This window comes from Reyranella sp. GW821-FHT12G01, assembly GCF_058806575.1.
Window position 1 is genome coordinate 553,989 of sequence record NZ_JBXAPV010000002.1, and the last position, 24,437, is coordinate 578,425.

The 24,437-nt window shown below is 66.1% G+C and carries 15 protein-coding genes; 7 read left to right on the forward strand and 8 right to left on the reverse strand.

Features of this window, described 5'->3' with window-relative positions; genetic code table 11:
* Nucleotides 1–5 precede the first annotated feature (5 nt).
* Complete coding sequence (locus AC1RP5_RS22115; RefSeq protein WP_493114307.1) at nucleotides 6–1,031, reverse strand: amino acid ABC transporter substrate-binding protein; 1,026 nt, start codon at nucleotides 1,029–1,031, stop codon at nucleotides 6–8.
* A gap of 182 nt (nucleotides 1,032–1,213) precedes the next feature.
* Here AC1RP5_RS22115 and AC1RP5_RS22120 point away from each other — a divergent pair, with 182 nt between their 5' ends.
* Together AC1RP5_RS22120 and AC1RP5_RS22125 are read left to right on the forward strand one after the other, a co-directional pair.
* Nucleotides 1,214–2,497 carry a DUF3300 domain-containing protein gene (locus tag AC1RP5_RS22120; RefSeq protein WP_493114309.1) on the forward strand — a complete coding sequence of 428 codons (1,284 nt, stop codon included), beginning with the start codon at nucleotides 1,214–1,216 and terminating at the stop codon, nucleotides 2,495–2,497.
* Nucleotides 2,494–3,417 (forward strand): DUF2950 domain-containing protein, encoded by a 924-nt coding sequence (locus AC1RP5_RS22125; RefSeq protein ID WP_493114311.1) that lies wholly within the window; start codon nucleotides 2,494–2,496, stop codon nucleotides 3,415–3,417. The genes AC1RP5_RS22120 and AC1RP5_RS22125 overlap by 4 nt, the downstream gene beginning before the upstream one ends.
* A gap of 9 nt (nucleotides 3,418–3,426) precedes the next feature.
* Here the strand turns inward: AC1RP5_RS22125 and AC1RP5_RS22130 are convergent, their stop codons facing one another.
* The 4 genes from AC1RP5_RS22130 to AC1RP5_RS22145 all read right to left on the reverse strand — a co-directional run bounded on the left by AC1RP5_RS22130 (nucleotide 3,427) and on the right by AC1RP5_RS22145 (nucleotide 7,895).
* Complete coding sequence (locus AC1RP5_RS22130) at nucleotides 3,427–3,786, reverse strand: GFA family protein (protein WP_493114313.1); 360 nt, start codon at nucleotides 3,784–3,786, stop codon at nucleotides 3,427–3,429.
* Nucleotides 3,787–4,008: 222 nt separating this feature from the next.
* The gene (gene phnY / locus AC1RP5_RS22135; protein ID WP_493114314.1) at nucleotides 4,009–5,463 is read right to left on the reverse strand and encodes a phosphonoacetaldehyde dehydrogenase; all 1,455 of its coding nucleotides are present in this window, start codon (nucleotides 5,461–5,463) and stop codon (nucleotides 4,009–4,011) included.
* 12 nt (nucleotides 5,464–5,475) lie between these two features.
* Complete coding sequence (gene phnA, locus AC1RP5_RS22140) at nucleotides 5,476–6,732, reverse strand: phosphonoacetate hydrolase (protein WP_493114315.1); 1,257 nt, start codon at nucleotides 6,730–6,732, stop codon at nucleotides 5,476–5,478.
* Between the two features lie 11 nt (nucleotides 6,733–6,743).
* A complete protein-coding gene (locus AC1RP5_RS22145) occupies nucleotides 6,744–7,895 on the reverse strand; it encodes a 2-aminoethylphosphonate--pyruvate transaminase (protein ID WP_493114317.1) in 1,152 nt (383 codons plus the stop codon).
* Here AC1RP5_RS22145 and AC1RP5_RS22150 point away from each other — a divergent pair.
* Nucleotides 7,894–8,835: a LysR substrate-binding domain-containing protein gene (locus AC1RP5_RS22150; protein WP_493114318.1), complete on the forward strand. Its 942-nt coding sequence runs from the start codon at nucleotides 7,894–7,896 to the stop codon at nucleotides 8,833–8,835. The two genes, AC1RP5_RS22145 and AC1RP5_RS22150, sit on opposite strands and share 2 nt — an antisense overlap.
* Nucleotides 8,836–8,890: 55 nt before the next feature.
* Nucleotides 8,891–10,573, forward strand: a complete 1,683-nt coding sequence (locus tag AC1RP5_RS22155) for a Na/Pi cotransporter family protein (protein ID WP_493114319.1) — start codon at nucleotides 8,891–8,893, stop codon at nucleotides 10,571–10,573.
* Here AC1RP5_RS22155 and AC1RP5_RS22160 read toward each other — a convergent pair.
* Together AC1RP5_RS22160 and AC1RP5_RS22165 are read right to left on the reverse strand one after the other, a co-directional pair.
* Nucleotides 10,540–13,014 (reverse strand): GcvT family protein, encoded by a 2,475-nt coding sequence (locus AC1RP5_RS22160; RefSeq protein ID WP_493115244.1) that lies wholly within the window; start codon nucleotides 13,012–13,014, stop codon nucleotides 10,540–10,542. The two genes, AC1RP5_RS22155 and AC1RP5_RS22160, sit on opposite strands and share 34 nt — an antisense overlap.
* The gene (locus AC1RP5_RS22165) at nucleotides 13,011–14,183 is read right to left on the reverse strand and encodes an iron-containing alcohol dehydrogenase (RefSeq protein ID WP_493114321.1); all 1,173 of its coding nucleotides are present in this window, start codon (nucleotides 14,181–14,183) and stop codon (nucleotides 13,011–13,013) included. Before AC1RP5_RS22165 ends, AC1RP5_RS22160 begins: the two co-directional genes overlap by 4 nt.
* Before the next feature lie 164 nt (nucleotides 14,184–14,347).
* Between AC1RP5_RS22165 and AC1RP5_RS22170 the strand changes: the two genes are divergently transcribed.
* The 3 genes from AC1RP5_RS22170 (at nucleotide 14,348) to AC1RP5_RS22180 (ending at nucleotide 15,785) form a co-directional block, all read left to right on the forward strand.
* Nucleotides 14,348–14,875: an Arm DNA-binding domain-containing protein gene (locus AC1RP5_RS22170; RefSeq protein ID WP_493114323.1), complete on the forward strand. Its 528-nt coding sequence runs from the start codon at nucleotides 14,348–14,350 to the stop codon at nucleotides 14,873–14,875.
* Between the two features lie 174 nt (nucleotides 14,876–15,049).
* Nucleotides 15,050–15,361, forward strand: coding sequence for a hypothetical protein (locus AC1RP5_RS22175; protein ID WP_493114325.1), 312 nt, complete (start codon nucleotides 15,050–15,052; stop codon nucleotides 15,359–15,361).
* A 289-nt stretch (nucleotides 15,362–15,650) separates the two neighbouring features.
* A complete protein-coding gene (locus AC1RP5_RS22180; RefSeq protein WP_493114326.1) occupies nucleotides 15,651–15,785 on the forward strand; it encodes a hypothetical protein in 135 nt (44 codons plus the stop codon).
* A 3-nt stretch (nucleotides 15,786–15,788) separates the two neighbouring features.
* Here the strand turns inward: AC1RP5_RS22180 and AC1RP5_RS22185 are convergent, their stop codons facing one another.
* Nucleotides 15,789–24,374, reverse strand: a complete 8,586-nt coding sequence (locus AC1RP5_RS22185) for a GH36-type glycosyl hydrolase domain-containing protein (RefSeq protein WP_493114327.1) — start codon at nucleotides 24,372–24,374, stop codon at nucleotides 15,789–15,791.
* Between the last annotated feature and the right edge of the window lie 63 nt (nucleotides 24,375–24,437).

A 24,437-nucleotide genomic window follows, 5' to 3' on the forward strand; every position in this document is an offset into this window, starting at 1 on the left:
GTCGTTCATCGCATCGGCAGCGGATACATCAGTCCGCCCTTGTTCCACAGCGCGTTTGCCCCGCGCTCAAGCTTGAGGGCTGAACGGGCGCCGAGATTGCGGTCGAAGCTCTCGCCGTAATTCCCGACCTGGCGGATGATGTCGTAGGCCCACTCCTCCTCGAGGCCGAGCGCCTTGCCGTTGCCCGGGATGGTGCCGAGCAACTGACGGACGTCGGCGTCGGTCGACTGGCGCTCGCCGGCGACCGAATCCCGGGTGAGGTTCAGGTCCTCGGCCAGGATCATCGCCTGGAACGACCAGCGCACGATGTCGACCCACGCATCGTCGTTGCGGCGCACATAGGGGCCGAGCGGCTCACGCGAGATCAACTGCGGCAGGACCATGTAGTCGGCCTGCTTGTTGCGGGCCGCCAGCACGGCCGCGAGCGCCGTCGCGTCCTGGGTCATGGCCGTGCACCGGCTGGCGAAGAAGGCCTCGTACATGGCGTCGGCGGTGTCGAACTGCACGGGCTGGATCACGTAGCGGCGGGCCTTGAACCAGTTGGTCATGTTGGCTTCGTGCGTGGTGCCCTTCACGACACAGATCTTGGACGAGCCGAGGCCCGACGGCGCGGTCACGCCGATCTTCTTCGACACGGCGAAGGACTGGCCGTCGTAGAAATTGATCGCCGCGAAATCGACCTCGGTCCCGACGTCACGCTGCAACGTGATCGTAGAATTGCGCGCGAGCATGTCGACCTTGCCGGCCTGCAGCTCGGCAAAACGCTGCTGGGCCGTCAGCGGCACGAAGTTGACCTTCGCCGCGTCACCCAGCACGGCGGCGGCGACCGCCCGGCACATGTCGACGTCGAGGCCCGCCCAGCCCTGCGGCGCCTTGGCCGAGAAGCCCGGCAGCTCGCCATTGATGCCGCAGTTGAGCTGGCCACGCTTCTTGACCAGTTCGAGCGTCGACTGGGCGGCGGCGGGCAGTCCGCAGAGCGTCAGCGCCAGGCCGGCGAGGCCGAGTGCGCGAATGATGTGTCCAACCTTCATGGAACTCCCCCGAGTTACGTGCCTTGGGCTAACATACAAACGGCGGCGTGGCTTCAAGCACAGTTTGCAGTGACAGGAGTGCAAATTTGGATGGCGCTCGGCATTGCCCGCCCACTCAAAACCATCATGATCTCGTAATGGTCTGCCGAACAGGTAGAGTGGGCGACCACGAGGAGAATTCCATGCAGCGTCGCAGCCTGATGACCGCCCTCGCTGCCGTGCTGGCGGCAAGCGCCGCGCGGGGAGCCTGGGCGCAGGACACCACCAAGCCGGCCTTCACGCCCGAACAGCTCGACCAGATGCTGGCGCCGATCGCGCTCTATCCCGATGCCGTGCTGGCGCAGACGCTGATGGCGGCCAGCTATCCACTGGAGGTGGTCGAGGCGGCGCGCTGGTCCAAGGCCAATCCGACGATCAAGGGCGATGCCGCCGTCAAGGCGGTGGCGGACAAGAGCTGGGACGTCAGCGTGAAGTCGCTGGTCGCCTTCCCGCAGATACTGACGCAGCTCAGCGACAATCTCGACTGGATGCAGAAAGTCGGCGACGCGATGATCGGCCAGGAGCAGGACGTCGCCGATTCGATCCAGCGACTGCGCGCCAAGGCCGACGCCGCAGGTAACCTGCAGAGCGGCAAGGAGCAGACCGTCACCTCGCAGGGATCGGGCACGGATCGCACGATCGTGATCGCGCCGACCAATCCCGAAGTGATCTACGTGCCGGCCTACAATCCCAACACAGTTTACGGCACCTGGCCCTACCCCGCCTATCCGCCGACCTACTATCCGCCGCCGCCGAACTACGGTTACGGCTCGGCGTTGCTGCGCGGCCTGATGTTCGGCGTCGGCATCGCCGCGGCGGGCGCTATCTTCGGCGGCTGGAACTGGGGTCGCGGCAACAGTTATGTGAACGTGAACGTCAATCGCGCCGTCAACATCGACCGCAACTTCAACGTCAACAACATCAACAACGGCCGCTGGCAGCACGAGCCGATCCACCGCAAGGGTGTCGCCTATCGCGATCCGGCGACCCGCCAGAAGTTCAATCAGGCACGGCCGGGCGTCGACCAGCGCCAGGAATTCCGCGGCCGGCTCGAGAACCGCCCGGCCGGCGGACAGGCCAATGCGCGACCCAACCTGCCGAACGCCGGCGGTCAGCATCCGAACCTGCCCAACCGCGCGGGCGGCGGTGCGGCCCAGCGGCCCAACATCACCAACCGCGCCGCTGGCGGCCAGCATCCCAACTTCCAGAACCATGCCGGCGCCCCGCGCGGCGGTGGCGCCATTCGCGGTGTCGATAACGGTCAACGCGCCAATCGCGAGGCCGCGCGCGGCCGCGCCCAGCAATCCCGCGCCGCCACACATCCAAGCGGCGGGGGCGGCGCACGTGGCGGCGGCGGCGGTGCACGCGCGGGCGGTGGCGGCGGGCATGTCGGTGGCGGTGGCGGGCACGTGGGAGGTCGGCGATGAGCGCTTCAATGTTCCGGAAGGCGTTCCTCGCCCTCGCCCTTGTCGCCGGCCTTGCCGCGGGAGCGTCTGCCCAGCAGCCCGCAAAGCAACAAGGCTTCGCGACAGCCGAGGCAGCGGCGGATGCACTCACCGACGCGATCCGGCGCGACGACACCAATGCCGTGACCGCCATACTGGGCGCCGGCTGGCGCGACTTCGTGCTGGGCCGCCCCGCGGACGAGGAAGAGCTGCGCGCGAAGTTCCTGCAGGCCTGGGACGCAAGCCACAAGGTCGTGGTCGACGGCAACAAGGCGACCATCGAGGCCGGCACCACCGGCTGGACCGGCCCGATCCCCATCGTGAAGGACGGCGACCAGTGGCGCTTCGACACCGAGGCCGGCCGCAAGGAAATCACGGCGCGCCGCATCGGCCGCAACGAACTGTCGGTCATCCAGAGCCTGCTGGCGCTGGTCGATGCCGAGCATGAATACGCCGCTCTCGATCCGATGAAGATCGGCTCGCCGGTCTATGCACGGCGGCTGCTCAGCTCGCCGGGCAAGAAGGACGGTCTCTACTGGGATGTCGCGCCCGGCGAACCGGAGAGCCCGATCGGCCCCGCCCTTGCGACCGCGCAGGCCCATGGCCAGGGCGGCACCGAGGACGGCTATTACGGCTACCGCTTCCGCCTGCTCTATTCGCAGGGTCCCGACGCGCCCGGCGGCGCCTACGACTATCTGGTGAAGGACCGCATGATCGGCGGGTTTGCCATCCTCGCCTGGCCGGTCCGCTACGGCGACACCGGCGTGATGACCTTCATGGTCAACCAGGACGGCGTCGTCTACGAGCAGGATCTCGGCCCGGACACCGCGACCAAGCAGGCGGCGATCACCGCCTACAATCCGGACAAGACCTGGGAGAAAGCCGACACGACCCCGCCGTGAGGGTGACGGCTATTTGCTGCGGCCGTCCCACGGCTGCGGCTTCAGCTTGTCGACGTCGAGACCCTCGACGCAGCGGAGATTGATGCCGACGGTCGGCGTGCCGTCGGGCATCGATCCCTCGGCATAGCTCTCGATGCCGCACTTGGTGCAGAAGCGGTGATGCAGCGACTTCTTGCCGAACTGGTAGTCGCCCTGCGTGTCGGCGCCCGACTTCAGGGTGAAGCTCGCCTTGGGCGCAAAGGCCCAGACGGCCCCCAGCCGGCTGCAGATCGAGCAATTGCACTTCAGCGCGCCTGAAACGTCGAGATCGACATCGAAGGCAACGGCGCCGCAGTGGCAGCTTCCGAAATAGTGCTTGGTCTCGGACATGCGCATCTCCCTGGCTGACCGGAGCTAACGCTCCAGCGGGTCAACGGATGCCGACCGGCGCACGGCACGTCAAAATCAAAAGACGCCGTCGTCCTGAGCGGAGCGCCGCAGGCGCGCAGTCGAAGGACCTATTTTCGTCTCGACACACCGTGCGCCAGTAAAAGAGGTCCTTCGACTACGCCGCCCTGCGGGCGGCTGCGCTCAGGACGACGGGACTCTCTGCTAGCCCGGCCAGGGCAGCGACCAGGTCTTCACGTTGGTGAAGCTCTTCATCGCTTCCAGCACGCCTTCCTTGTAGCCAAGGCCGGAGTCCTTGATGCCGCCGAACGGCGACATCTCGATGCGGTAACCCGGCACTTCCCAGATGTTCACCGTGCCGACCTGCAGCTCGTCGACGAACTTGGTGATGTAGTCCAGGCGATCGGTGCAGACGCCCGATGACAGGCCGTAGGCCGTGCCGTTCGAGACCTGGATCGCGTGGTTGATGTCTTTCACGCGGATGATCGGGATCGCCGGGCCAAACGTCTCCTCGCGCACCAGCTCGGCCCGCGGGTCGACGTGGTCGACCACCGTCGGCGGGAAGAGCGCGCCCTGGCGGTCGTTGCCGTGCAACAGCTTCGCGCCGTGATTGGCGACGGCTTCGCTGACCCTGTTCTGGAAGAGCGTGGCGGCGCGCTCGTGGATCACGGTGCCGACATCGGTCTCGGGATCGAGCGGGTCGCCGGCCTTAAGCTTCTTCGCCTTGGCGAGCACGCGCTCGACGAAGGCATCGGCCACCTTGTCGACGATCAGGATGCGCTTCACGGCGGTGCAGCGCTGGCCCGAATTCTTGGTGGCGCCGGCGACGGCCAGTTCGGCCGCCTTGTCGAGGTCGGCATCTTCCATGACGATCAGCGGGTCGTTGCCGCCCAGCTCCAGCACGATGCGCTTATAACCCGCCTTCTCGGCGATGTACTTGCCGACCCTGACCGAGCCCGTGAAAGTCACGAGATCGGCGCGCGGATCGACGATCATCGCGTCGCCGATGTCGGACGGATTGCCGGTGATCACCGACAGCATCTCCGGCGGCAGGCCTGCCTCGTAGAGCGTGTCGGCGAGGAACAGCGCGGTGAGCGGCGTCAGCTCGGTCGGCTTCAGCACGACGCAGTTGTTGGTCGCGAAGGCCGGCGCCAGCTTGTGCGCCACCATGTTGAGCGGATGGTTGAACGGCGTGATCGCCGAGATGGCGTTCAATGGCTGGCGCAGGGTGAAGATCTTGCGCGACTTGCCGTGCGGGGTGAGATCGCAGGAGAAGGTCTGCCCGTCGTCCAGCATGCAGAGCTGGCCCGCGAAGGTGAACACGTCGTAGGCGCGACCGACCTCGTAGAGCGAGTCTTTCAGGCAGAGGCCCGACTCAAGCGTGATCAGGCGCGACAGCTCTTCCTTGCGCGAGACCAGAAGATCGGCGGTCTTGAGCAGGATCTGCTGGCGCTGATAGCGCGTCAGCTTCGGCTTGTAGTCGTGCGCGATCTGGAAGGCCTCGGCCACCAGCTCGGGCGTGGCGCGCGGCACGGTGCCGACCAGGCGATTGTCCCAGGGGAAGCGCACTTCGAGGCGCGCCTTGGTCTCGACCTTCTTGCCGGCGATGCGGAGATACTCGTGCCGGACGTCGGAGCCTGTGCGAGTGATGGTGTCCATTCTGGCGGTCTCTCAGGCGACGAGGTTGAGGGCGAGATCGAAGGCGTCGAAGTTGCGCCAGCGATGCGAACCGGTGTCGGCGTTCGCGAGCTTGCGATTGCAGAGCAGCGGCACGCGCTGCTCCGAGATGCCGCCATGGCTGCGCAACGGCTCGGTGAGGCCCGAGAGATCGTGCCGCGAGGCCGAGGTGCCCAGAACCTTGTGCTGCGTCGAGACGACGATCAGATCACCCAGGCGATCGGCCGGTAGCTCGAACTTTGCCGCCGCCTCTTCCTTGGTGAGCGCCGCCTCGATGCCCGGCATCGCCTTCAGCTTGGCCGCCCACTCCTTGGGGTTGTCGCAATAGACGACCGCGAAGGAGCCCAGCGCGCCGTGATGCACAACATAGGGATCAGTGATCGGCAGGATGACGCGGGCCTTGTCCTTGCCCATCCAGCCGTCGAACACGTCCTGCAGGTAGATGACGTCGGGCTGGCCGTCGCCGCCGAACTTGGCGTTCATGCCGTGGTCGGCGGTGACGACGATGGTGCAGCCCATCGCATCGAGCTTGGACAGGTAGCCGTCCATCATGGCGTAGAAAGCGTTGGCGACCGGCGTGCCCGGCGCGTGCTTGTGCTGGATGTAGTCGGTGGTCGACAGGTACATGATCTGCGGCCGGTCCCGCTCCATCAGCTTGACGCCGGCGGCGAACACGAATTCCGAGAGGCCGGCGCTGTAGACGTCCGGCACGCCCATGCCGACCAGCTCGTTCACATGGTCGATGCCGTTCTCGGCGAGCGTCGCCTTGTCGGATTTCTCCGACGAAAAGGAGCAGGCCTTGCCGGTACCCAGCTCGAGCCCCTTGCCCAGCAGGCCACGCAGCTTGTCCTTGGCGGTGACGACGGCGATGCGGCAGCCGGCGCGCTGGAAGGCCGGGAACAGCGTCTCGACCCGCAGGAACTTCGGATCGTTCATCATCACTTCCTTGCCCGTATCGGGGTCGAGGAAGTAGTTGCCGCAGATACCGTGGACCGCCGGCGGGCGGCCGGTGACGATGGAGAGGTTGTTCGGGTTGGTGAAGCTCGGCACCACGCAGTCGCCCACGAGGTTGGTGCCTTCCTTCAGGACCTTCCCGAACCACGGCGCCTGGCCCGCCTCGGCGGCGCGCTCGATATAGCCCGGCTCGGAGCCGTCGACGCAGACCACGACGACGGGCTGCTGGGGAAGACGATAGGAGCGGCCGTTGACCGAGATGTCGCCGCCGCTGACGTTCATGCTGTCGGGTGCCATGTCTCGTTCCCCTATTCTGCCGCCATTGCCGGACCACCGTTGGTGACCCGCATCTCGTCCAGAACCTCGCGCACGGCAGCCAAAGCGCCGCGCATGTGGTCGGCATTCAGCCGGCCGATGCAGCCCATGCGGAACGAGTCCGCCACGGTGAGCTTGCCCGGATAGATCACATAGCCACGATCTTTTAGCCCGTCGTAGAAGTTCTGGAAGACGAACTTCGGGTCGGTCGGCATGTGGAAGGTGACGATGATCGGTGCCTGCAGCGCGTTGGGCAGCAGCGTGCGGAAGCCCATGGCGCGCATGCCGTCGATCAGCACCTTGGCATTCTCGCGATAGCGGTTGCCGCGTCCCTCGACGCCGCCCTCCTCGCCATGCTCCTCGATCGCCTTGCCCAGCGCCACGATCACATGGATCGGCGGCGTGAAGCGGTACTGGCCGGTCTTGGCAAAGCCTTCGGCCTGGTCGTGCAGGTCGAGCACCAACGTCGTGGCGTTGCCCTTGCACTCGGCCAGCGCCGAGTTGCGGCAGACGACGAAGCCAAGGCCCGGCACGCCTTCGAGGCACTTGTTCGAGGAGGCCGCGAGCGCGTCGTAGTAGACGTTGCGGGCATCAATCTCGAGCGCGCCGAAAGCCGACATCGAATCGACCAGCAGGCGGCGCTTCTGCTTCTGCACCAGCGCGGCGATGCCGGCGATGGGATTGAGGATGCCCGAGGTGGTCTCGCAGTGGACGGCGAAGACGTGGGTGATGGCGGGATCGGCCACCAGCATCGCTTCGAGCTTCGCCAGGTCCGGCGGCGTGTCTTCCGGCGTCTCGTAAGTCGTGACGGCGCGGCCGGCGATCTCGGCGATCTTCTTGGCGCGCTGCCCGTAGGCGCCGTTGATGAGGACCAGCAGCTTGCCGGACTTCGGCACGAAGCTCGTGATCATCGCCTCGACGGCGAAGGTGCCGGAGCCCTGCACCGGCACGGTGACGTGCGTGCCTTCCGCGCCTGCCAGTTCGACGATCTTCGTCAGGACCATCTTGTTGATGGCGATGAAGCCCTGATCGCGCGAGCCCCAGTCGTGCACCATGGCCTGCTTCACGCTGGCCGAGGTGGTGAGCGGGCCGGGCGTCAGCAGCAGCGGATCGCCGGTTTCGGAGGCAGCAGGCTTTTTGTTCATGGCGCGGATGATCGGCTCGCGGTGTCCATCCGTCCAGTATATAATCCATATGTTAACTATTGGTTTATCATATATGACGCCTACCCAGCTCCGTGCCTTCCACCTCGTGGCCGAGGCCGGCTCCTTCTCCGCCGCCGCCCGCGCCTCCGGCCTCAGCCAGCCCAACCTCTCGGGCCAGGTGACGGCGCTGGAGAAGGCCTATGGCGTCCACCTGTTCGACCGGCGCGGCCGCAGCGTCACGCCGACCGAGACGGGCCGGCAATTGCACGGCGTCACGACACGCCTCTTTGCTCTTCAGGACGAGGCCCAGGCGCTGCTGCTCGGCGAGCAGGCGCTGACGCGCGGGCATCTGCGGATTGCCGCCGATTCCGCGCACCATGTCGTGCCGATCATGGCAGCGCTGCGCCAGCGCGCCGGCGCGCTCACCTTTGCGCTCTCGATCGACAACTCCGCCGTCGTCCTCGAACGCCTGCTGCGCCATGAGGCCGATGTTGCGGTGATGGCCAAAAGCCTGTCCGATCCGCGCCTTCACGCTGTACGCCTGCGCACCGATCGCCTCGTCCTGTTCGCGCCTGCGGGCCATGCGCTTGCCAAACGCGGCCGCACACCGCTCTCCGCGCTCGGCGGCCAGGAGCTGGTGCTGCGCGAACGCGGATCGATCACACGGGAAGTGCTTGAACAGGCGATGGCATCGGCCGATATCAGGCCCGCGTCGATCGTCGAGGTGCAGACCCGCGAAGGCGTGCGCGAAGCGGTGGCGGCCGGGTTCGGCGTCGGCGCGGTGTTTGCGAGCGAGTTGGGCGAGGATCGCCGTTTCCGCCGCATCACCATCACCGATCAGGATCTGGCGGTCGCCGAATATGCCGTGTGCCTGCAGGAGCGCCGGAGGGTTGCGCTCGTTCGTGCGTTCATGGATGAAGCGACTAAACTTGCGTCGTAACAAAATTGTCAAAAAACTTTCGTCATCGAAAGACGAGGCGTAGGATTCCGGAATCATGCATGGCGTCGACACGATCCTGAACATTCTCGGCAGCGTCTGCCTGCTGCTGTGGGGCGTGCGCATGGTGCGCACGGGATTGACGCGCGCCTTCGGCGCCTCGCTGCGCCGCGCGATCGGTGCCTGCTCGCGCAACCGCGTCTCGGCCTTCGCGGGCGGCGTCGTGCTGACGGGTGTCCTGCAGTCGAGCACGGCGACCGCCCTGCTGCTGGCCTCCTTCGCCGGCCGCGGGCTGATCTCGCTGTCGATCGGCCTCGCCGTGATGCTGGGTGCCAATGTCGGCACGACGCTGACGGCGCAGATCCTTTCCTTCCCGCTCGGCTGGATCTCGCCACTGATGATCGCCATCGGCGTCATCGCCTTCCTGTCGAACAGCTCGGACCGGGCGCGCCATCTCGGCAGGGTCGCCATCGGCCTCGGCCTGATGCTGCTGTCGCTGCACCTGCTGGAAGCCGCGGCCCTGCCGTTGCGCAACGCCCCGGCCTTCGTCGCCGTATTGGAAGGGCTGCAGGACGAATATGTCATGGCCGTCCTGGTCGCGACCGGCGCCACCTGGCTGATCCATTCCAGCCTGTCGACCGTGCTGCTGGTCATGTCGTTTGCCGCCAGCGGCATCATCGATCCCAAGCTCGGCATGGCGATGGTGATCGGCGCCAATATCGGCGGCGCGGTCGCGCCCTATTTCGACCAGGCCTCGACCGACGTCGAGGCGCGGCGCCTGCCGCTCGGCAACCTGATCACGCGCGTGGCAGTCGGCCTGGCGCTGCTGCCATTCCTCGGTCACCTGCATCAGTGGCTGCTGATGCTCGATCCCGCGCCCGGCCGCCTGCTGGTCAATTTCCACACGGCCTTCAGCGTGATCGCGGGCATCGTCTTCCTGCCACTGACCGATCCCATGGCCGCGCTGTGCCGCCGCCTGGTGCCCGACCGGCCGCAGACCGACGATCCCGGCAAGCCGCGCAACCTCGATCCCAATGTGCTCGACACGCCGGCCGAGGCGCTGGCCTGCGCCATGCGCGAGACGCTCAATCTCGGCGACAAGGTCGCCGACATGCTGCGCCAGACGATGGACGTGTTCGAGAAGAACGACGCCCGCGCGATGAAGTCGATCGAGGCCGCGGACGATGCCGTCGACAGCCTCTACGAGGCGATCAAGCTCTACCTGATCCAGACTTCACGCACCGAACTGGGCGAGGAAGACGGCAAGCGCTACGTCGAGATCCTGACCTTCGTCACCAACCTCGAACATGCCGGCGACATCATCGACAAGAACCTGATGGAACTGGCCGCCAAGAAGATCAAGAACCGCTACGCCTTCTCGGCCGAGGGCACCGCCGAACTGCGCGCCTTCCATGCCCGCGTGCTCGACAATCTTCGGCTGGCGTTGAACGTGTTCACCACCCGCGACATCACGCTCGCCCGCCGCCTCGTCGCGGAGAAGACTGCCATGCGCGAGGCCGAGGCCCATGCCGCCGACAGCCACTATGCCCGCCTGCGCGAGGGCCGGCCGGAATCGATCGAGACCAGCTCGATCCACATGGACGTGATCCGCGACCTGAAGCGCATCAACGGCCACCTGACGACCGTGGCCTATCCGATCCTCGAAGCCGCCGGCGAGCTCTCCGAGACGCGCCTCAAGACGACCGATCAGCCCTTGGTGCGCAACCCGCTGGGATCGTAAGGCGCCCGCAGCGAGACCTTGGCCGCGAGCTTCGTGCCGGCCAGGTCGACCTCGAAGCGACCGCCCTCCAGCCAGGCGGCATCGATCGCGGCGCCATCGCTGCGCTTCACGTAGCCCAGACCGACCGAGGCTCCGAGCGTGTGGCCATAGGCTGCCGACGTAAGTTCGCCGACCGGCTTGCCGTCACGCAGCAGCGCCTCGCCGCCCCAAAGAAGTGGCTCGCTGTCCTGCAGCACGACCGACACCAGCCGCCGGGCGAGCGGCTTGCCCTTGGCCTCGACCAGCGCCTTCTGGCCGATAAAGCCGCCCGGCTTGTCGAGCTTCACCGCCCAGCCGAGACCCGCCTGGAACGGCGTGTCGTCGGGCGTCAGCTCGCGGCCCCAGGCGCGGTAGCCTTTCTCGAGCCGCAGCGTGTCGATGGCGTAGTAACCCATGTCACGCAGGCCGATTTCGGCGCCCGCTTCATGTAGCGTTTCGAAGACGGTGACGGCGAACTCGACGGGGACATAGAGCTCCCAGCCCAACTCGCCCATGTAGGTGCGACGCGAGGCGAGGACAGTGGCATAGCCGATGCCGATCTCGCGGATCGTCGCGAAGGGAAAACCCTCGTTCGAGAGATCGGCCTTGCTCACTTTCTGCAGCAGCTCGCGGCTCTTCGGTCCCATGACCGACAGCACCGTCCAGCCCGACGTCACGTCGGTCAGCACGGCATTTGCGTCGGCCGGCATGTGGCGGCCGAGCCAGTCCATATCGCGCATCGGCTGGGCCGAGCCGGTGATCACCAGGAACTTGTCGCGGGCGAGGCGCGCGATGGTGAGATCGCTCTCGAAGGTACCGCGCTCGTTCAGCACGCCGGTATAGACGGTCTGTCCGACCGGCACGGCGACGTCGTTGGCGCAAAGCCGTTGCAGCACGGCTTCGGCATCGCGGCCCTGCACCAGTAGCTTGCCGAATGAGGTCTCGTCGCTAATCGTGACGCCTTGGCGGGTCGCGCGATGCTCGGCGGCAACCGCATCGAACCAACCGCCGGGTGCGCCACGGCCCCAACCATAGCGCATCTCGGGCACGTTCCCGGCGCCCGCGAACCAGTTGGGCCGCTCCCAGCCCATCTTGTTGCCGAACAACGCCCCGCGCGCCTTGAGACGATCGTAGAGCGGCGAACGGCGGAACGGACGGCCGCTCTCCTGCTCGCGCTGCGGCCACGGCATCTTGTAGTGCAGGCCGAGCGTCTCGGCGACGCGGCTGCGCAGCCAGGCATCGTTGCCGTGGAAGCCCGCGAAGCGCCTGATGTCGACCGGCCAGAGATCCATCGTCGGCTCGCCGGCGACGATCCATTCCGCCAGCGCCATGCCCGCGCCGCCCGAGCTGGCGATGCCCATCGAGTTGAAACCCGCGCCGACATAGAAGCCGCGCAGCTGCGGCGCTTCGCCCAGGATGTAGTTCATGTCGGGCGTAAAACTCTCCGGCCCGTTCATGAAGGTCTTGATGCCGGTCTTCTCCAGCGACGGCACGCGGATCAACGCGTTGTCCATCAGGATCTGGAACTGGTCCCAATCGTCCGGCAGCATGCCGAACTCGAAATCGTCGGGGATGACGTCCTTGTTCCACGGCTTGGCGTCGGGCTCGAAGCCGCCCATCAGCAGGCCACCGACCTCTTCCTTGAAGTAGATGTAGCCGTCGGGGTCGCGCATCACCGGCAGGTCGCGCGGCACGTTCTCCATCTTCTCGGTGACGATGTACATGTGCTCGCAGGAATAGAGCGGCACCGTCACACCGACCATGCGGCCGAGCTGGCGCGCCCACTGGCCACCGCAGTTCACCACGATGTCGGCCTTGATCGGCCCCTCGGTCGTCTGCACGCCGGTGACCCGCGGACCGCTCGGTCCATCCTCGGTGTCGATCGACGTGACCCTCGTCTTCTCGAAGATGCGGACGCCACCGTTGCGCGCGCCCTTGGCCAGCGACTGGGTGATATCTGCCGGGTTGGCCTTGCCGTCACCCGGCAGCCACACCGCGCCGACGAGATCGTCGGTGCGCATGATCGGATATTTGTCGCCGGCCTGCTGCGGCGTCAGCGGTTCGCACTCCACGCCCTGCGCGGCAGCCATGGCGGCGGAGCGGCGCAGCAGGGTCATGCGCTCCTCGGTGCGCGCCACGATGAGCGAGCCGGATCGCTTCCAGCCGGTGGCGAGACCGGTCTCGGCTTCGAGCTTGGAATAGAGTTCGGTGCTGTAGCGGATCAGCCGCGTCAGGTTCTGGACGCTGCGGAGCTGGCCCACGAGACCCGCAGCATGCCACGTCGTGCCGCCGCTCAGCCGTCCCTGCTCCAGCAGCACGACATCCTTCCAGCCATGCTTGGCAAGATGATAGGCGGTCGAACAGCCCATGATGCCGCCGCCGATGATGACGACGCGGGCGTGGCTGGGGAACGCGGCCATCAGAGTCTCCCTGCGACGGCTGCCTCGTACATCTTGCGCATCTCCGGCACGCCGGCCTTCACCGGGTTGCCGCCGGCCATCGGATCGACCGCGGCCATTTCCGAGAACTTGTCGAGATGCTCGCTCTTCACGCCGAGCTCGGCCAGCGTGTGGGGAATGCCGACCTCGCGCCGCAGGTCGAGCATCCACTGCATGAAGCCTTCGAAGGTCGGCGTGCGCAGGTTCAGCCAGCGCGCGAGGCGCACGACCTTGTCCTCGATGGCGGCGCGATTGAACTGCACCACATAGGGCATGGCGACCGCGTTGGTCAGGCCGTGATGCGTGTCGAGCGCGGCGCCCACCGGATGGGCCAGCGAATGGATCGCGCCCTGGCCCTTCTGCAGGGCCGTCGAGCCCATCTGCGCGGCCACCAGCATGTGGCCGCGGGCCTCGATGTCGCGCCCGTCCCTGACCGCGCGCGCGAGGTTTTCCTTCACCAGCCGCATGCCTTCGACGGCGATACCTTCCGCATAGGGGTGATAGCCCGGCGCGCAATAGGCCTCGAAGCAATGGATGAAGGCATTCATGCCGGTGCCGGCCGTCAACCTGACCGGCAGCCCGACCGTCAGCTCGGGATCGGCGATCACGAGCTGCGGCATCATCTTCGGATGGAAGATCACCCGCTTCGTCTTCGTCGCGGCATCGACGATCATCGAGATTCGGCTCGTCTCCGAACCGGTGCCGGCGGCGGTCGGCACGGCGATCGACGGATGGATGCCCGCCGGGTTGGCGCGCGTATGCCCGTCGCCACCCGCCTCGAAATCCCAGAGCGGCCGCGTCTGCCCCGCCATCAGGGCGATGGCCTTGCCCGCGTCGAGGGCCGAGCCGCCGCCCCAGGCGATCACGCCGTCATGCTTACCGGCGCGCAGCACGCGCACGCCCGCCTCGACATGGGCGGCCACGGGATTCGGCTTCAGGTCGCTGAACACCGCGACCTCGATGCCCGCCTTGCGCAACGACAGGGTCGCGTCGGAGATCATCGCCAGCCTGGCCAGGCCCGGATCGGTGACAAGCAGCGGCCGCCGCAGCCCGACCGTCTTGCAGGCGTCGGCCAACTCGCGGATGCGCCCGGCCCCGAAGCGGATCGAGGTCGGGAAGTTCCAGGTGCCGGCGAGCGGCGTTGCCGGAGGCATCAGATGATTTCCTTCTGGCTAGTCTTCTTCACGGACATAGATGCTGTGCCTTTGTCACCGCGTACGGCCGAAAAGCCTGCATGGGATCGTTTCTCTTGCACTATCGACGTTCATGGCGATCTGCGGCGCGTGGATAGTCCGTGGATACAGATTGGAGGTTGCTCATGGGTGACAAGCTAACACGACGATCGTTGGACGCATGGCTTAAAGCTGCGGATAACGACGTTTGGCTGTGGTGCGGCGAGCTGAAGGGCTTCGGGGCTCAACGTCGGAAAGACGGCCGTGCGGCATTCATCGTTCAGATTCGCGTCGGTCGCGGCCGGCTGGCCAAACGTCGCCGGATCGTCCTGGGCCAGTATCCGGCCATCACGCCGGAGGATGCCCGGGAACGGGCTATCGAACACATCAGCGCCGGCTGGAAAGGAAATGACCTTGTAGCCGAAGCGCGCGCCCGGCAACTCGATCAGGCCAAGCAAGGCGCCACTCTCAACAACCTTGCCGACGCCTTCCACGCGGCTCGACGCAGCCATTTGAAGGCTCGATCTGCTGACCAATACGAATCGCTCTGGCGCCGATTTATCCTCCCTGAGATCGGCACCAACGTGATCTCTGCCATCAAGCGCGCCCAACACCAGCGTCAACAGCGACCGATACTCGCCGAGGGAAGGTCTGTCCGCTTCCGGACGATTTGAGTCCGCGGCTTCGCCCGTATCGTGAGATTGGAGGCCAGCAGGAGGTCGGGGCGAAACACCTTCGGTCCTTCGGCTTTTCCAGCCTTCCTTTTGCTTCTTGAGCCGAGGAGCCAGTCATGAGCAAAGTCGCGCCGCGCAGTGTCGATACCGACGCTGGCCATTGCAGGACAATCCATGAGCATTTTCTGGACCGGACTTCGTGTCGCGGTCGTTACCTTCTCCATGTCAGCAGGCATCGCTTCGACGGCTGCCGCCGACGACTTCATTGCTCAGTGCAAAATCGGTACGCCCATCCCGGAAGCCGACAAGGTCTGCAAGTGCATGTCCGACAAACTCACCGGCGCCGACCGCGGCGACGTGCTCGAGGCGATGACCAAGGCCAATGCCGCCATGGCCAAGGGAACCTCGCCCACCTCCGCCGACATGACGCCCAAGGTGATGAAGGGCATTGAGACAGCCATGACTGTCCAGGCTCAATGCATGTAGGCGACTGAACGACGCCCCGCTTGCCGCATCCGGTGGAGGCGCAGGCGGGGTTTCGAGGTCGTTGATGGAATGGGAGAAGGAAGTGAGCGGCTGGAGCAGGCCAGATCGGGCCCAAGATACAGGAGTTGGGCTACTCAACGATTGAGTTGCCGTTGCTGAACCGCCAGTAGAAGCGGAGCACGCGCAAAAGCACTTATCGTACTTTGTTTGAGAAAGCGCGTAAGGTCTGAACCAAGGCCCGACGAAGTGGAGATTGTCTCCGCCTCGACGCCAGGAAACCACCCTCCCCATGTCTATGAAACATCGCCGCGGCAACCGCGAGACGAAGAAGCCGAAGCAGGATAAGACCAAGGTCGCCGTGCCGACCTTTGCATCAGCCATGGCCTCCGCCGTGAAGCCAGCCACTCCCGCCAAGCGCAAATAACACTCAGCCGAGAGTTATAACGACGGTCCGCCGGGCGACCTCGTCGCTCAGGCGGATCATTGCCTTCCCTTCCGCCACCGGCTGCGTCACGCCGTCCAGCACGACGGCGACGACTCCTCGACTGACACCGGCGGGATTACGCACCTCGATTTCATAGACCGTCCCGCGCAGGGTGAGTGCCATCTCGAAGCCCGGCCACGTGGCCGGCAGGCAGGGTGCGACCTCGAAGCGGTCCCCTTTTACCCTGAGGCCGAGGATCGATTCGACGCCGGCGCGATAGAGCCAGCCCGCCGAGCCAGTGTACCATGTCCAACCACCGCGCCCGACATGTGGCGCCACCGAATAGACGTCGGCCGCCACGACATAGGGCTCGACCTTGTAGCGCAGCACGCCTGCGCGGGTCGCCGTGTGGTTGATCGGGTTAAGAAGAGAGAACAGCTCGTGAGCCTTGTCGCCCTGGCCAAGCGCCGCGAAGCCCATGATCGCCCAAGCAGCGGCATGCGTATACTGCCCGCCATTCTCGCGGATGCCCGGCGGATAACCCTTGATGTAACCGGGATCGAGCGGCGTTTTGTCGAAAGGCGGAGTGAACAGCAGCGCCAACCGGTCGCCACGATGGACGAGCATCTTGTCGAGCGAGTCCATGGCCTGAGTGGCGCGCGCGGGATCGGCCGCCCCGGAGATCGCGGCCCATGACTGGGCGATTGAATCGATCCGGCACTCCTCGCTCATGGCCGAACCGAGTGGCGTGCCATCGTCGTAATAGCCGCGGCGATACCAGGCGCCGTCCCAGGCTTCACGATCAAGCGCGGCCTTCAGCGCCTCGGCATGCGTAATCCAGGCGCTCGCGCGGCGCGTCTCGCCGCGCGCTTCGGCGATCGGCGCGAACGCCCGCAGGGCCACGTGCAGGAACCAGCCCAGCCAGACGCTCTCGCCGCGCCCCGCCTCGCCCACCCGGTTCATGCCGTCGTTCCAGTCGCCGGTGCCGATCAACGGCAGTCCGCGCGCACCCGTGGCAAGGCTGAGATCGAGGCCACGCGCGCAATGCTCGAATAGCGTCGCGGTTTCGTCGGACTCACCGGGCTGAAAGTAGAGATCGTGCTCGCCCTCGCGCAGCGCCGGTCCGTCGAGGAAGGAAACAGGCACGTCGAGGATCGCTGTATCGCCGGTGGTCTCGACATAGTGCGCGGCGACGGTGGCCAGCCACGCGCGGTCGTCGGAGATGCGCGTGCGCACACCCTGGCCCGCGATCGGGAACCACCAATGCTGGACATCCCCTTCGACGAACTGCCGCGACGCCGCGCGCAGGATATGGGCACGCGCCAGCGCCGGCATCGGCACCGCCAGCGACATCGCATCCTGGAGCTGGTCGCGGAAGCCATAGGCGCCACTCGCCTGATAGAAGGCCGACCGCGCCCAGTAGCGACAGGCCAGCGACTGATAGAGCAGCCAGCCGTTGAGCAGGATGTCAGTCGCCGGATCCGGCGTCTTCACTTGCACCGTGCCCAGCACTCCGTCCCAGAACCCCACCGCGTCGCGGTGCACTGCGGCGAGGTCAGCGTTCCGGTATTGGGCGACCAACATGCGTGCCTCGGTTTCATCGGCTGCCTGCCCTAAGAAGAAGACGACCTCGTTCACACCGCCGGGCGGCAGGTCGATCGCGGTCTGCAGGGCAGCACATGGATCCATGCCAGCGCCGAGCCGCTGCGACAGCGGCAGTCCGGCGCTGAGCGCCGCCGGATTGTCCATGCTGCCGTTGCGGCCGACGAACTCGCCACGGTCGCCCGTCCACGCGGTCTGGCGACCGGCGAGATCGGCGAAGGCCACGCGGCCTCCGTGATGGAGGTTCCACTTGTTGCGCGCGAAGATCGCGCCGGTCTCCCCGTCGCGTTCGGTAACTACCGTGGGGCCGGAGGTGCCGCGAGAGAGGCCGAGAACCCATTCGACATAGGCCGTGACCGAGAGCCGGCGCGACCGGTCGGAGATGTTGCGAACGGTGAGCTGGGATATCTTGATGGAATCACCCATTGGGACGTACTGCAGCAGTTCGAGCGCGATGCCGTTGGCCACCACCTCGAAGCGGCTGTAGCCACGACCATGGCGCACGATGTAGGTCGCCTGCTCGAGGCGGACGGGCCGCGCCGTCGGTGTCCACATCTCGCCACTGTCGAGGTCGCGCACGTAGATCGCCTCGCCCGGCCGATCGATGACCGGATCGTTCGACCAGGGTGTGAGTTGGTTATCGCGACTGTTTTGCGACCAGGTGTAGCCGCCGCCATCGGCCGCTACCTGGAAACCAAAGGATGCATTGGAGATCACGTTCAGCCACGGCGCGGGCGTAGCCTGGCCCGGTCCGAGCACGGTGACGTACTCGCGGCCATTGGGTGAGAAGCCGCCGAGGCCATTGAAGAATTGCAACGCGGCCAAGGCCACCGGCTGCGGCGGCGAAGAGAGCTTCGCATCGGCATTGGCCACGACGCCGCGACGAAGCGGCGGCGCTACGCCACGCGGCGACTTTACGCGATCGAGCTGATCGGACAGGCTGCCACGCCCGCCGCGCAGCACGACGCGAGCCAGCGCCAACAGGAGAGCGCGCGTCTCCGCCGAGATCAGGTCGGTGCGCAGGACATAGACGCCGCCGGACACGTTTTCGGTACCTAGGTGAGTCCGCGACCGGCTGGCTCGCACCAGCATTTCCAGCATCGCCTGGAGATCCTGCACGTAAGAGGTACTGCGCTCATTCAGGATCACGAGATCGACCGCGAGCCCCTTCAGTTGCCAGTATTCTCGCGCGCGCAAAAGCTCACGCACGATGCCGGTATCCTCGATCTCCTCAACACGCACGAGCACGATCGGCAGGTCACCAGAGATGCCTTGCGACCACAATGTCGGAGGACCGGCGAGGCCGCGGCGAATGGCGTCGGGCGACGAGCGCAGGGCCGGATTGGCGTAAAGCACATGCCCCGCAAGGCGCTGGAAGTAGCTGGCCTCGACGGCATCGATGTCGAGATGACGAAGCTGGACCTGTGCCTGCGTCCAGGCGAGCGTCGTGACGCGCGTGAACGCATTGGCGTCCCGGTGACGATCGATGGCGTCGAGCAGCGCTTCGCGTGACGATGCCACCACCGTCCAGAAGGCAATCCGCGCGAGGCCGCCCGCCGGCACCTGCAGGCGCCGGCGCAACGCGAACACCGGATCGAGTACGGAGCCCACCGTGCCGGAGAGCCGCCGTCCATCGGTTGCCGCGACCGCATCGCCGATCTCGTTACCGCGGCCGATAAAGCGGGCACGATCGGTCTCGACCTCGACCTCGCCGACGACCTCGCCCTCAACCACCGCGAGATGCGCGGCCCACAATTCGGGCTCGCCTGGCCCGCGACGCCGGCGCGTAGCCAGCAACGCGCCCGAAGCGTGCAGATATTCAGTGTGTACGAACATCTTGGAAAAGGCCTGATGCGCGGCGTCCGCGCCGCGCGGCGCCAGGACGATCTCCGCGTAGGACGTCAGCTCGATGGTGCGCGGCAGAGGCCCGTTGTTGGACAGCGTGACACGCCGGACTTCGGCATCGTCTTCCGGCGACACGACAACGTCGAGACTGGTGACCAGCGTGCCGTCATGGCGGATGAACTCCGCACGGTCCTCGGCGAACATCACGTCGTAGCGATCAGGCCGCTGGCCGCACGGCTGATGTGTGGCCGACCACACCACGCTGCTCTCGACGTCGCGCAGGAAGATGTAGCTGCCCCAATCGTCACGCGTCGTGTCCTCGCGCCAGCGCGTGACCGCCTGGGTGCCCCACTGACTGTAACCCGACCCTGCGGCGGTCAGCATGACCGAGTAGCGTCCGTTCGACAGGAGATGAACGGAGGGGCTCGCGGCGTGCGGATTGCGCAGACGCCGCACCAGCGCCGGCTCGACATCTCTCGCCAGCGCGCTGGCGCCGACTTCCTCGGCCCGCGGATGGGCGACCGCGACATCGCGTGGCGCGCGCTCCTGCAACAACAGCTCGGCGGCCTGAATGCCCGGTTCGGCGTGAAAGCGCGACCGCATCACGCCATCGAGAAGAGCGTTGGCGATGGCCACCACCGTCATGCCCTGGTGATGCGCCATGTAGGCGCGCACGATCGCACAATCTTCGCCGTCCGGCAGGCGCGAAGGCGTGTAATCGAGCGCCTCATAGAAGCCATAGCGGCCGCGGGCGCCGACACCGGCCAGGCGCTCGTAATTGGCGGCGGCTGCCACCGGATCGACCATGGCTGCGAGACCCGTGGCGTAAGGCGCGATCACGAGGTTCTCGCTCAAGCCCCGTTTGAAGCCGAGCCCCGGCACACCGAAATTCGAGTACTGATAGGTAAATTCCTTGTCGCGCGCGTTATAGGCGGATTCCGAGATTCCCCACGGCAGGCCGAGACCGGTCGCGTACTGGATCTGCCGTCGAACGATCAGTCGATTGGTCTTCTCAAGCAGGCTGCCGAACGGCGCGCGCATCACCAGCGACGGCATCAGGTACTCGAACATCGAGCCCGACCACGAGATCAGCGCAGCACCATGGGCAATCGGCGTCACTTCGCGGCCGAGTCGGAACCAGTGCCGCGCCGGAATGTCGCCAGATGCGATCGCAACGAGACTTGCAAGCCGAGCTTCGGACGCGAGCAGGTCGTAGCAATTGATGTCGAGCCGATCCTCAGCCACGAGAAAGCCGATCGACAACAATCGGCGGCGCTCGTCGAGCAAAAAATCGAACTCCATGGCGCCCGCCATGGCGCGGGCCGAGGTCTCGACGGTCAGCAGGCGACGCTGCAAATCGTCCGTCATTCCATCCGTTTGCGCGGCGTCACGATGATGGCTCGCGACCGTGCGATGGACGGCCTCGATCCAGAACAGCATGTCGGCGCTTTCGGGATCGTCGCGCTCGCTGGCGAGCGTGTTCGCGAGGTCGACGGCGGTTGCCGCCATCGCCAGCATCTTGTCGAGCTTAAGTGGAGTCTCGACTAACGACGCCGCCAGCCCTTCGAGCGCTTGGACGAGTTCGGGCCGCGTGACGAGATGGGTGCGGCGGTCGTCAGATAGGGCGGCCAGGGCTTCACGGGCGAGGTCGAGACTATCGGCAGCGCCGCGCGCGCCGTCAGGCTTCACGGCTCTCTTCGTGCGCCACGCACCGCAGGCATTGGCCAGCGCGATCAGATGACCAGCGAGGTTCCCACTGTCGACGGTAGAAACGTAGCGCGGCTCCAGCGCCCGCAGATCGCTCGTGTCGTACCAATTGAAGAAATGCCCGCGAAAGCGCTGCAACTTCTCCATGCTTGCCAGAGTAGCCTCAAGTCGCTCCACCGCCTCGGTCGTGCCGATCCAGCCAAATTCGCGGGCCGCTGCAGTCGAGAGCAACAGCAGGCCCAGATTGGTTGGCGACGTGCGATGGGCAACGACGGGCGTCGGTTCCTCTTGGAAATTGTCCGGCGGCAGCATGTTGTCCGCCTCCGTGACGAACGTCTCGAAGAAGCGCCAGGTGCGGCGCGCAGTGAGCCGCAATGCCAGCGCCTCGCCGGCACCGATCCGCAAACTACCGGCATTACGCGGCGATCGGCTCACCCAAAGGGCAATCGCCGGTGCTAGCAGCCAGGCCAGCACGAAAGGCGCGGCGACCGGAATGGCGGCGCCACCCGCCAGCCAGACCACGGCAGCGCCGACGAATGCGATGACCACGCCACCGGCCATCTTGCCGTAGAGACCCAGCCAGCCAGCTCGCCGATTCTGCTTGGACTGGGCCGCGGTGATCCATTCCAGGAGGCGGCGATGGCTGGCAACGAGGCGAAACAATGTGCGGCCGATCGCGTCGGCCATCAGCCAGGCATGATGCCCCAGGAAGGCTACGAGCAATGACGTCTGCGCGGCAGCCGACACGACCTCGCTCCACAGCGCATTGAGATGGCTGCGCGTCGTGATCTTCGCATGTCGCGGGAACAGGGCCGAGATTACCGGCAAGATTGTGGGCAGCGCGATGGCCAGCAGCACGAACGTCGTCCAGAGCAACGCGGCCGGCAACGGCAAGGCCCACCCCACGATCAGGGACAGAACGGCGGCCGGCGCCGAGAGCGTGCGGCGCAGATTATCGAACATCTTCCAAAAGCCGATGGCGGGCAAAAGCCCGGAGCGCCGGTTCGACGCCGTTGCCTTCACCAGACCCAGCATCCACGGCAGGAGCTGCCAGTCACCCCGCGCCCAGCGATGCTGGCGTGCCGCCGCCACGTCGTAGCGCGCAGGGAATTCCTCGACGACCTCGACGTCCGACGCCAGGCCAGCGCGCGCGAAAGTCCCTTCGAAGAGATCGTGACTCAGCATCGTGCTGTCGGGCACACGGCCCTGTAACGACGCTTCGAAAGCGTCGATGTCGTAGATGCCCTTGCCCGAGTACGAGCCCTCGCCGAACAGGTCCTGATAGACGTCCGAGACGGCCGAGGCGTAGGGATCGATGCCGCTGTTGCTGGAGAAGACCCGCTGGAATCTCGAGCCTTCGACGCCGACCGGCAGCGAGGGCGTAACGCGCGGCTGCAGCACGCCGTAGCCTTCGATGACGCGGCCTTGTGCAACATCGAAGCGCGGCCGGTTCAACGGGTGGGCCATCTTGCCGACCAGCCGTACGATAGCATCGCGCGGCAGGCGCGTATCAGAATCGAGAGTCACGACATAACGAACGCCCAACGGCAGGGTTCGGGCCGGGCCGGCGGCGGCTACGACAAAGCTCGTGTCCGTCGAGCCGCGCAGCAGATGATTGAGTTCATGGAGCTTGCCGCGCTTGCGCTCCCAGCCGATCCACGACCTTTGCGCCTCGTTCCAGCCGCGCCGGCGATGCAGCAGAAAGAAGCGATCGACGCCTTCTGCCGAAGGATAGCGGCGATTGAGGCGTGCAATACCCTCGACCGCGGTCGCGAGCAGGGCAGCGTCTTCCGGCATCGATTCGGCGGGCGCGTCGGTCCAGTCCGACAGCAGCGCGAAATGAAGGGCGCCGGCCGGATTGGAGAGATGATGGACTTCCAGGCTTTCGATCTGCTCCTCGATCCCGGCCTGCGTCGTCAGCAGGGTTGGAATCGCCACAAACGTCCGGAGCGGCGCCGGCACGCCATCGCGCAGCTCAAGGCTGGGCAGCAGCGTGGCGCCGAAGCCGCCGGTGATCAGCCGGTTGACCAGATGCAAGGCCGCATCGAGTGCAGGCAGCAGGCCCACCGCCGCCATTGCGACCAACGGCCAGCCACGCATGCCTAGAAGCAACAGACCCAGCAATGGCGACATGAGCACGATACCGGCCGCGACGGCGACGCTACCGACATAGCCGGCGAGGCCGGTGCGCAGGAATCGCCGCCGCACGGTCAAGCCTCTTGTGCGAAAGCCAACCGATCGTTCGAAGACCCGGCGACCATTGCCGATGAGATGATAGCCGGGTTCACGCCGCCGTCCGTCACCATCATTGTCGATGGGAGATGCCGCTGCGGCAGACAAAGCGCGACGCGCGATCTCAGGTTCGTCGTGCACGGTGCCACGGGCGATCTGCTCGATGGCGGTGCGGTAGAGATTGCGGGTAGCGAAATCCATGTCGGCGAAGAGGCCGTCGGTCCGCAGCACGTCATCGACCGGGCACACCTCCTCGAAGAGCTTCGCCCAATCAACGTCCGAGACAAGCCGCATGCTGGTGATGATGTTGCGGACCGTGACGTTGGTCGCACCCTGCAGCTGATGCTCGCGCCGCACCAGCTCGTCGGCGCTCGTGCCTTCACGCGCCAGGCGCTTCTCGAGCCAGCCCACCGCCGGGGTCGTCTCCGGATCCTGGTCTCGCAGGCGCTGTACCAGCTGAACGGCGAAGCCTTCGGAAAAGGCTTCAAGGTCATAAGGCTGCAACGCGGCGGGATCGGCCACGAGATCGTTCACCCCCAGCAGGCGATCGGCCACGAGGTCGGCGTGCTCGCGCGCTGACCGCCGGTTGACGATCCGACTGGCCGAGCGCCGCAGATTCTCGACCAGGACGATGCGGAGCGTGATCGCCACGGCCCACAACTCGCCGATGGTGAGCGGCTGGACCGTCTGATAGGCGCGCACGAAGCGGGTCAGCGTCTCGGGATCGAAACGGCTATCGGTATGGGCCACGAAGGCCCATGCCAGACCGAACACCCGCGGATAGCCGGCTAACGGCCCCTCGCTGAGCTTGGGAAGCTGGCGATAGTAGCCCTGCGGCAAGTCGGTGCGGACTTCACGGACCTGCTGCTCGACGAGGTGGAAATTGTCCAAAAGCCATTCAGCCGCCGGCGTGATTGTCCGGCCGGCATCGACGGCTGCCGCGATCGAGCGGTAGGCGGCCAGCAGAACACCCTCGTTGTCGCGCAGGCGAACGACGAGCGACTTGCCGGCGGTCAGCGCGGCATGGACCGGTTGGCTGGCCGCAAGACTTTGAGCATGTTGCTCGAGCCGCTCGATGCTGAACAGCTCGCTGCGGATAGCATCTTCGTCTTCACGAATAGCAGCGGGTCGCGCGCGCCCGAAGGCGCGCCACGCGAACAATTTCAAGGAATGTCGGCCTTTCAGGCAAAGGCGCGCATACAACGCAAAAAGCGTCCCGCACGCTCATGGAGCGCCCCCGCCTGGCGGAGTCACTACGAAGGACTC

Bases quoted from the DNA above. Each gene is read 5' to 3' on its own strand.
- AC1RP5_RS22115 (WP_493114307.1), bottom strand. From the start codon at position 1,031: ATGAAGGTTGGACACATCATTCGCGCACTCGGCCTCGCCGGCCTGGCG.
- AC1RP5_RS22120 (WP_493114309.1), top strand. From the start codon at position 1,214: ATGCAGCGTCGCAGCCTGATGACCGCCCTCGCTGCCGTGCTGGCGGCA.
- AC1RP5_RS22125 (WP_493114311.1), top strand. From the start codon at position 2,494: ATGAGCGCTTCAATGTTCCGGAAGGCGTTCCTCGCCCTCGCCCTTGTC.
- AC1RP5_RS22130 (WP_493114313.1), bottom strand. From the start codon at position 3,786: ATGTCCGAGACCAAGCACTATTTCGGAAGCTGCCACTGCGGCGCCGTT.
- phnY (WP_493114314.1), bottom strand. From the start codon at position 5,463: ATGGACACCATCACTCGCACAGGCTCCGACGTCCGGCACGAGTATCTC.
- phnA (WP_493114315.1), bottom strand. From the start codon at position 6,732: ATGGCACCCGACAGCATGAACGTCAGCGGCGGCGACATCTCGGTCAAC.
- AC1RP5_RS22150 (WP_493114318.1), top strand. From the start codon at position 7,894: ATGGCGCGGATGATCGGCTCGCGGTGTCCATCCGTCCAGTATATAATC.
- AC1RP5_RS22145 (WP_493114317.1), bottom strand. From the start codon at position 7,895: ATGAACAAAAAGCCTGCTGCCTCCGAAACCGGCGATCCGCTGCTGCTG.
- AC1RP5_RS22155 (WP_493114319.1), top strand. From the start codon at position 8,891: ATGCATGGCGTCGACACGATCCTGAACATTCTCGGCAGCGTCTGCCTG.
- AC1RP5_RS22165 (WP_493114321.1), bottom strand. From the start codon at position 14,183: ATGCCTCCGGCAACGCCGCTCGCCGGCACCTGGAACTTCCCGACCTCG.
- AC1RP5_RS22170 (WP_493114323.1), top strand. From the start codon at position 14,348: ATGGGTGACAAGCTAACACGACGATCGTTGGACGCATGGCTTAAAGCT.
- AC1RP5_RS22175 (WP_493114325.1), top strand. From the start codon at position 15,050: ATGAGCATTTTCTGGACCGGACTTCGTGTCGCGGTCGTTACCTTCTCC.
- AC1RP5_RS22180 (WP_493114326.1), top strand. From the start codon at position 15,651: ATGTCTATGAAACATCGCCGCGGCAACCGCGAGACGAAGAAGCCGAAG.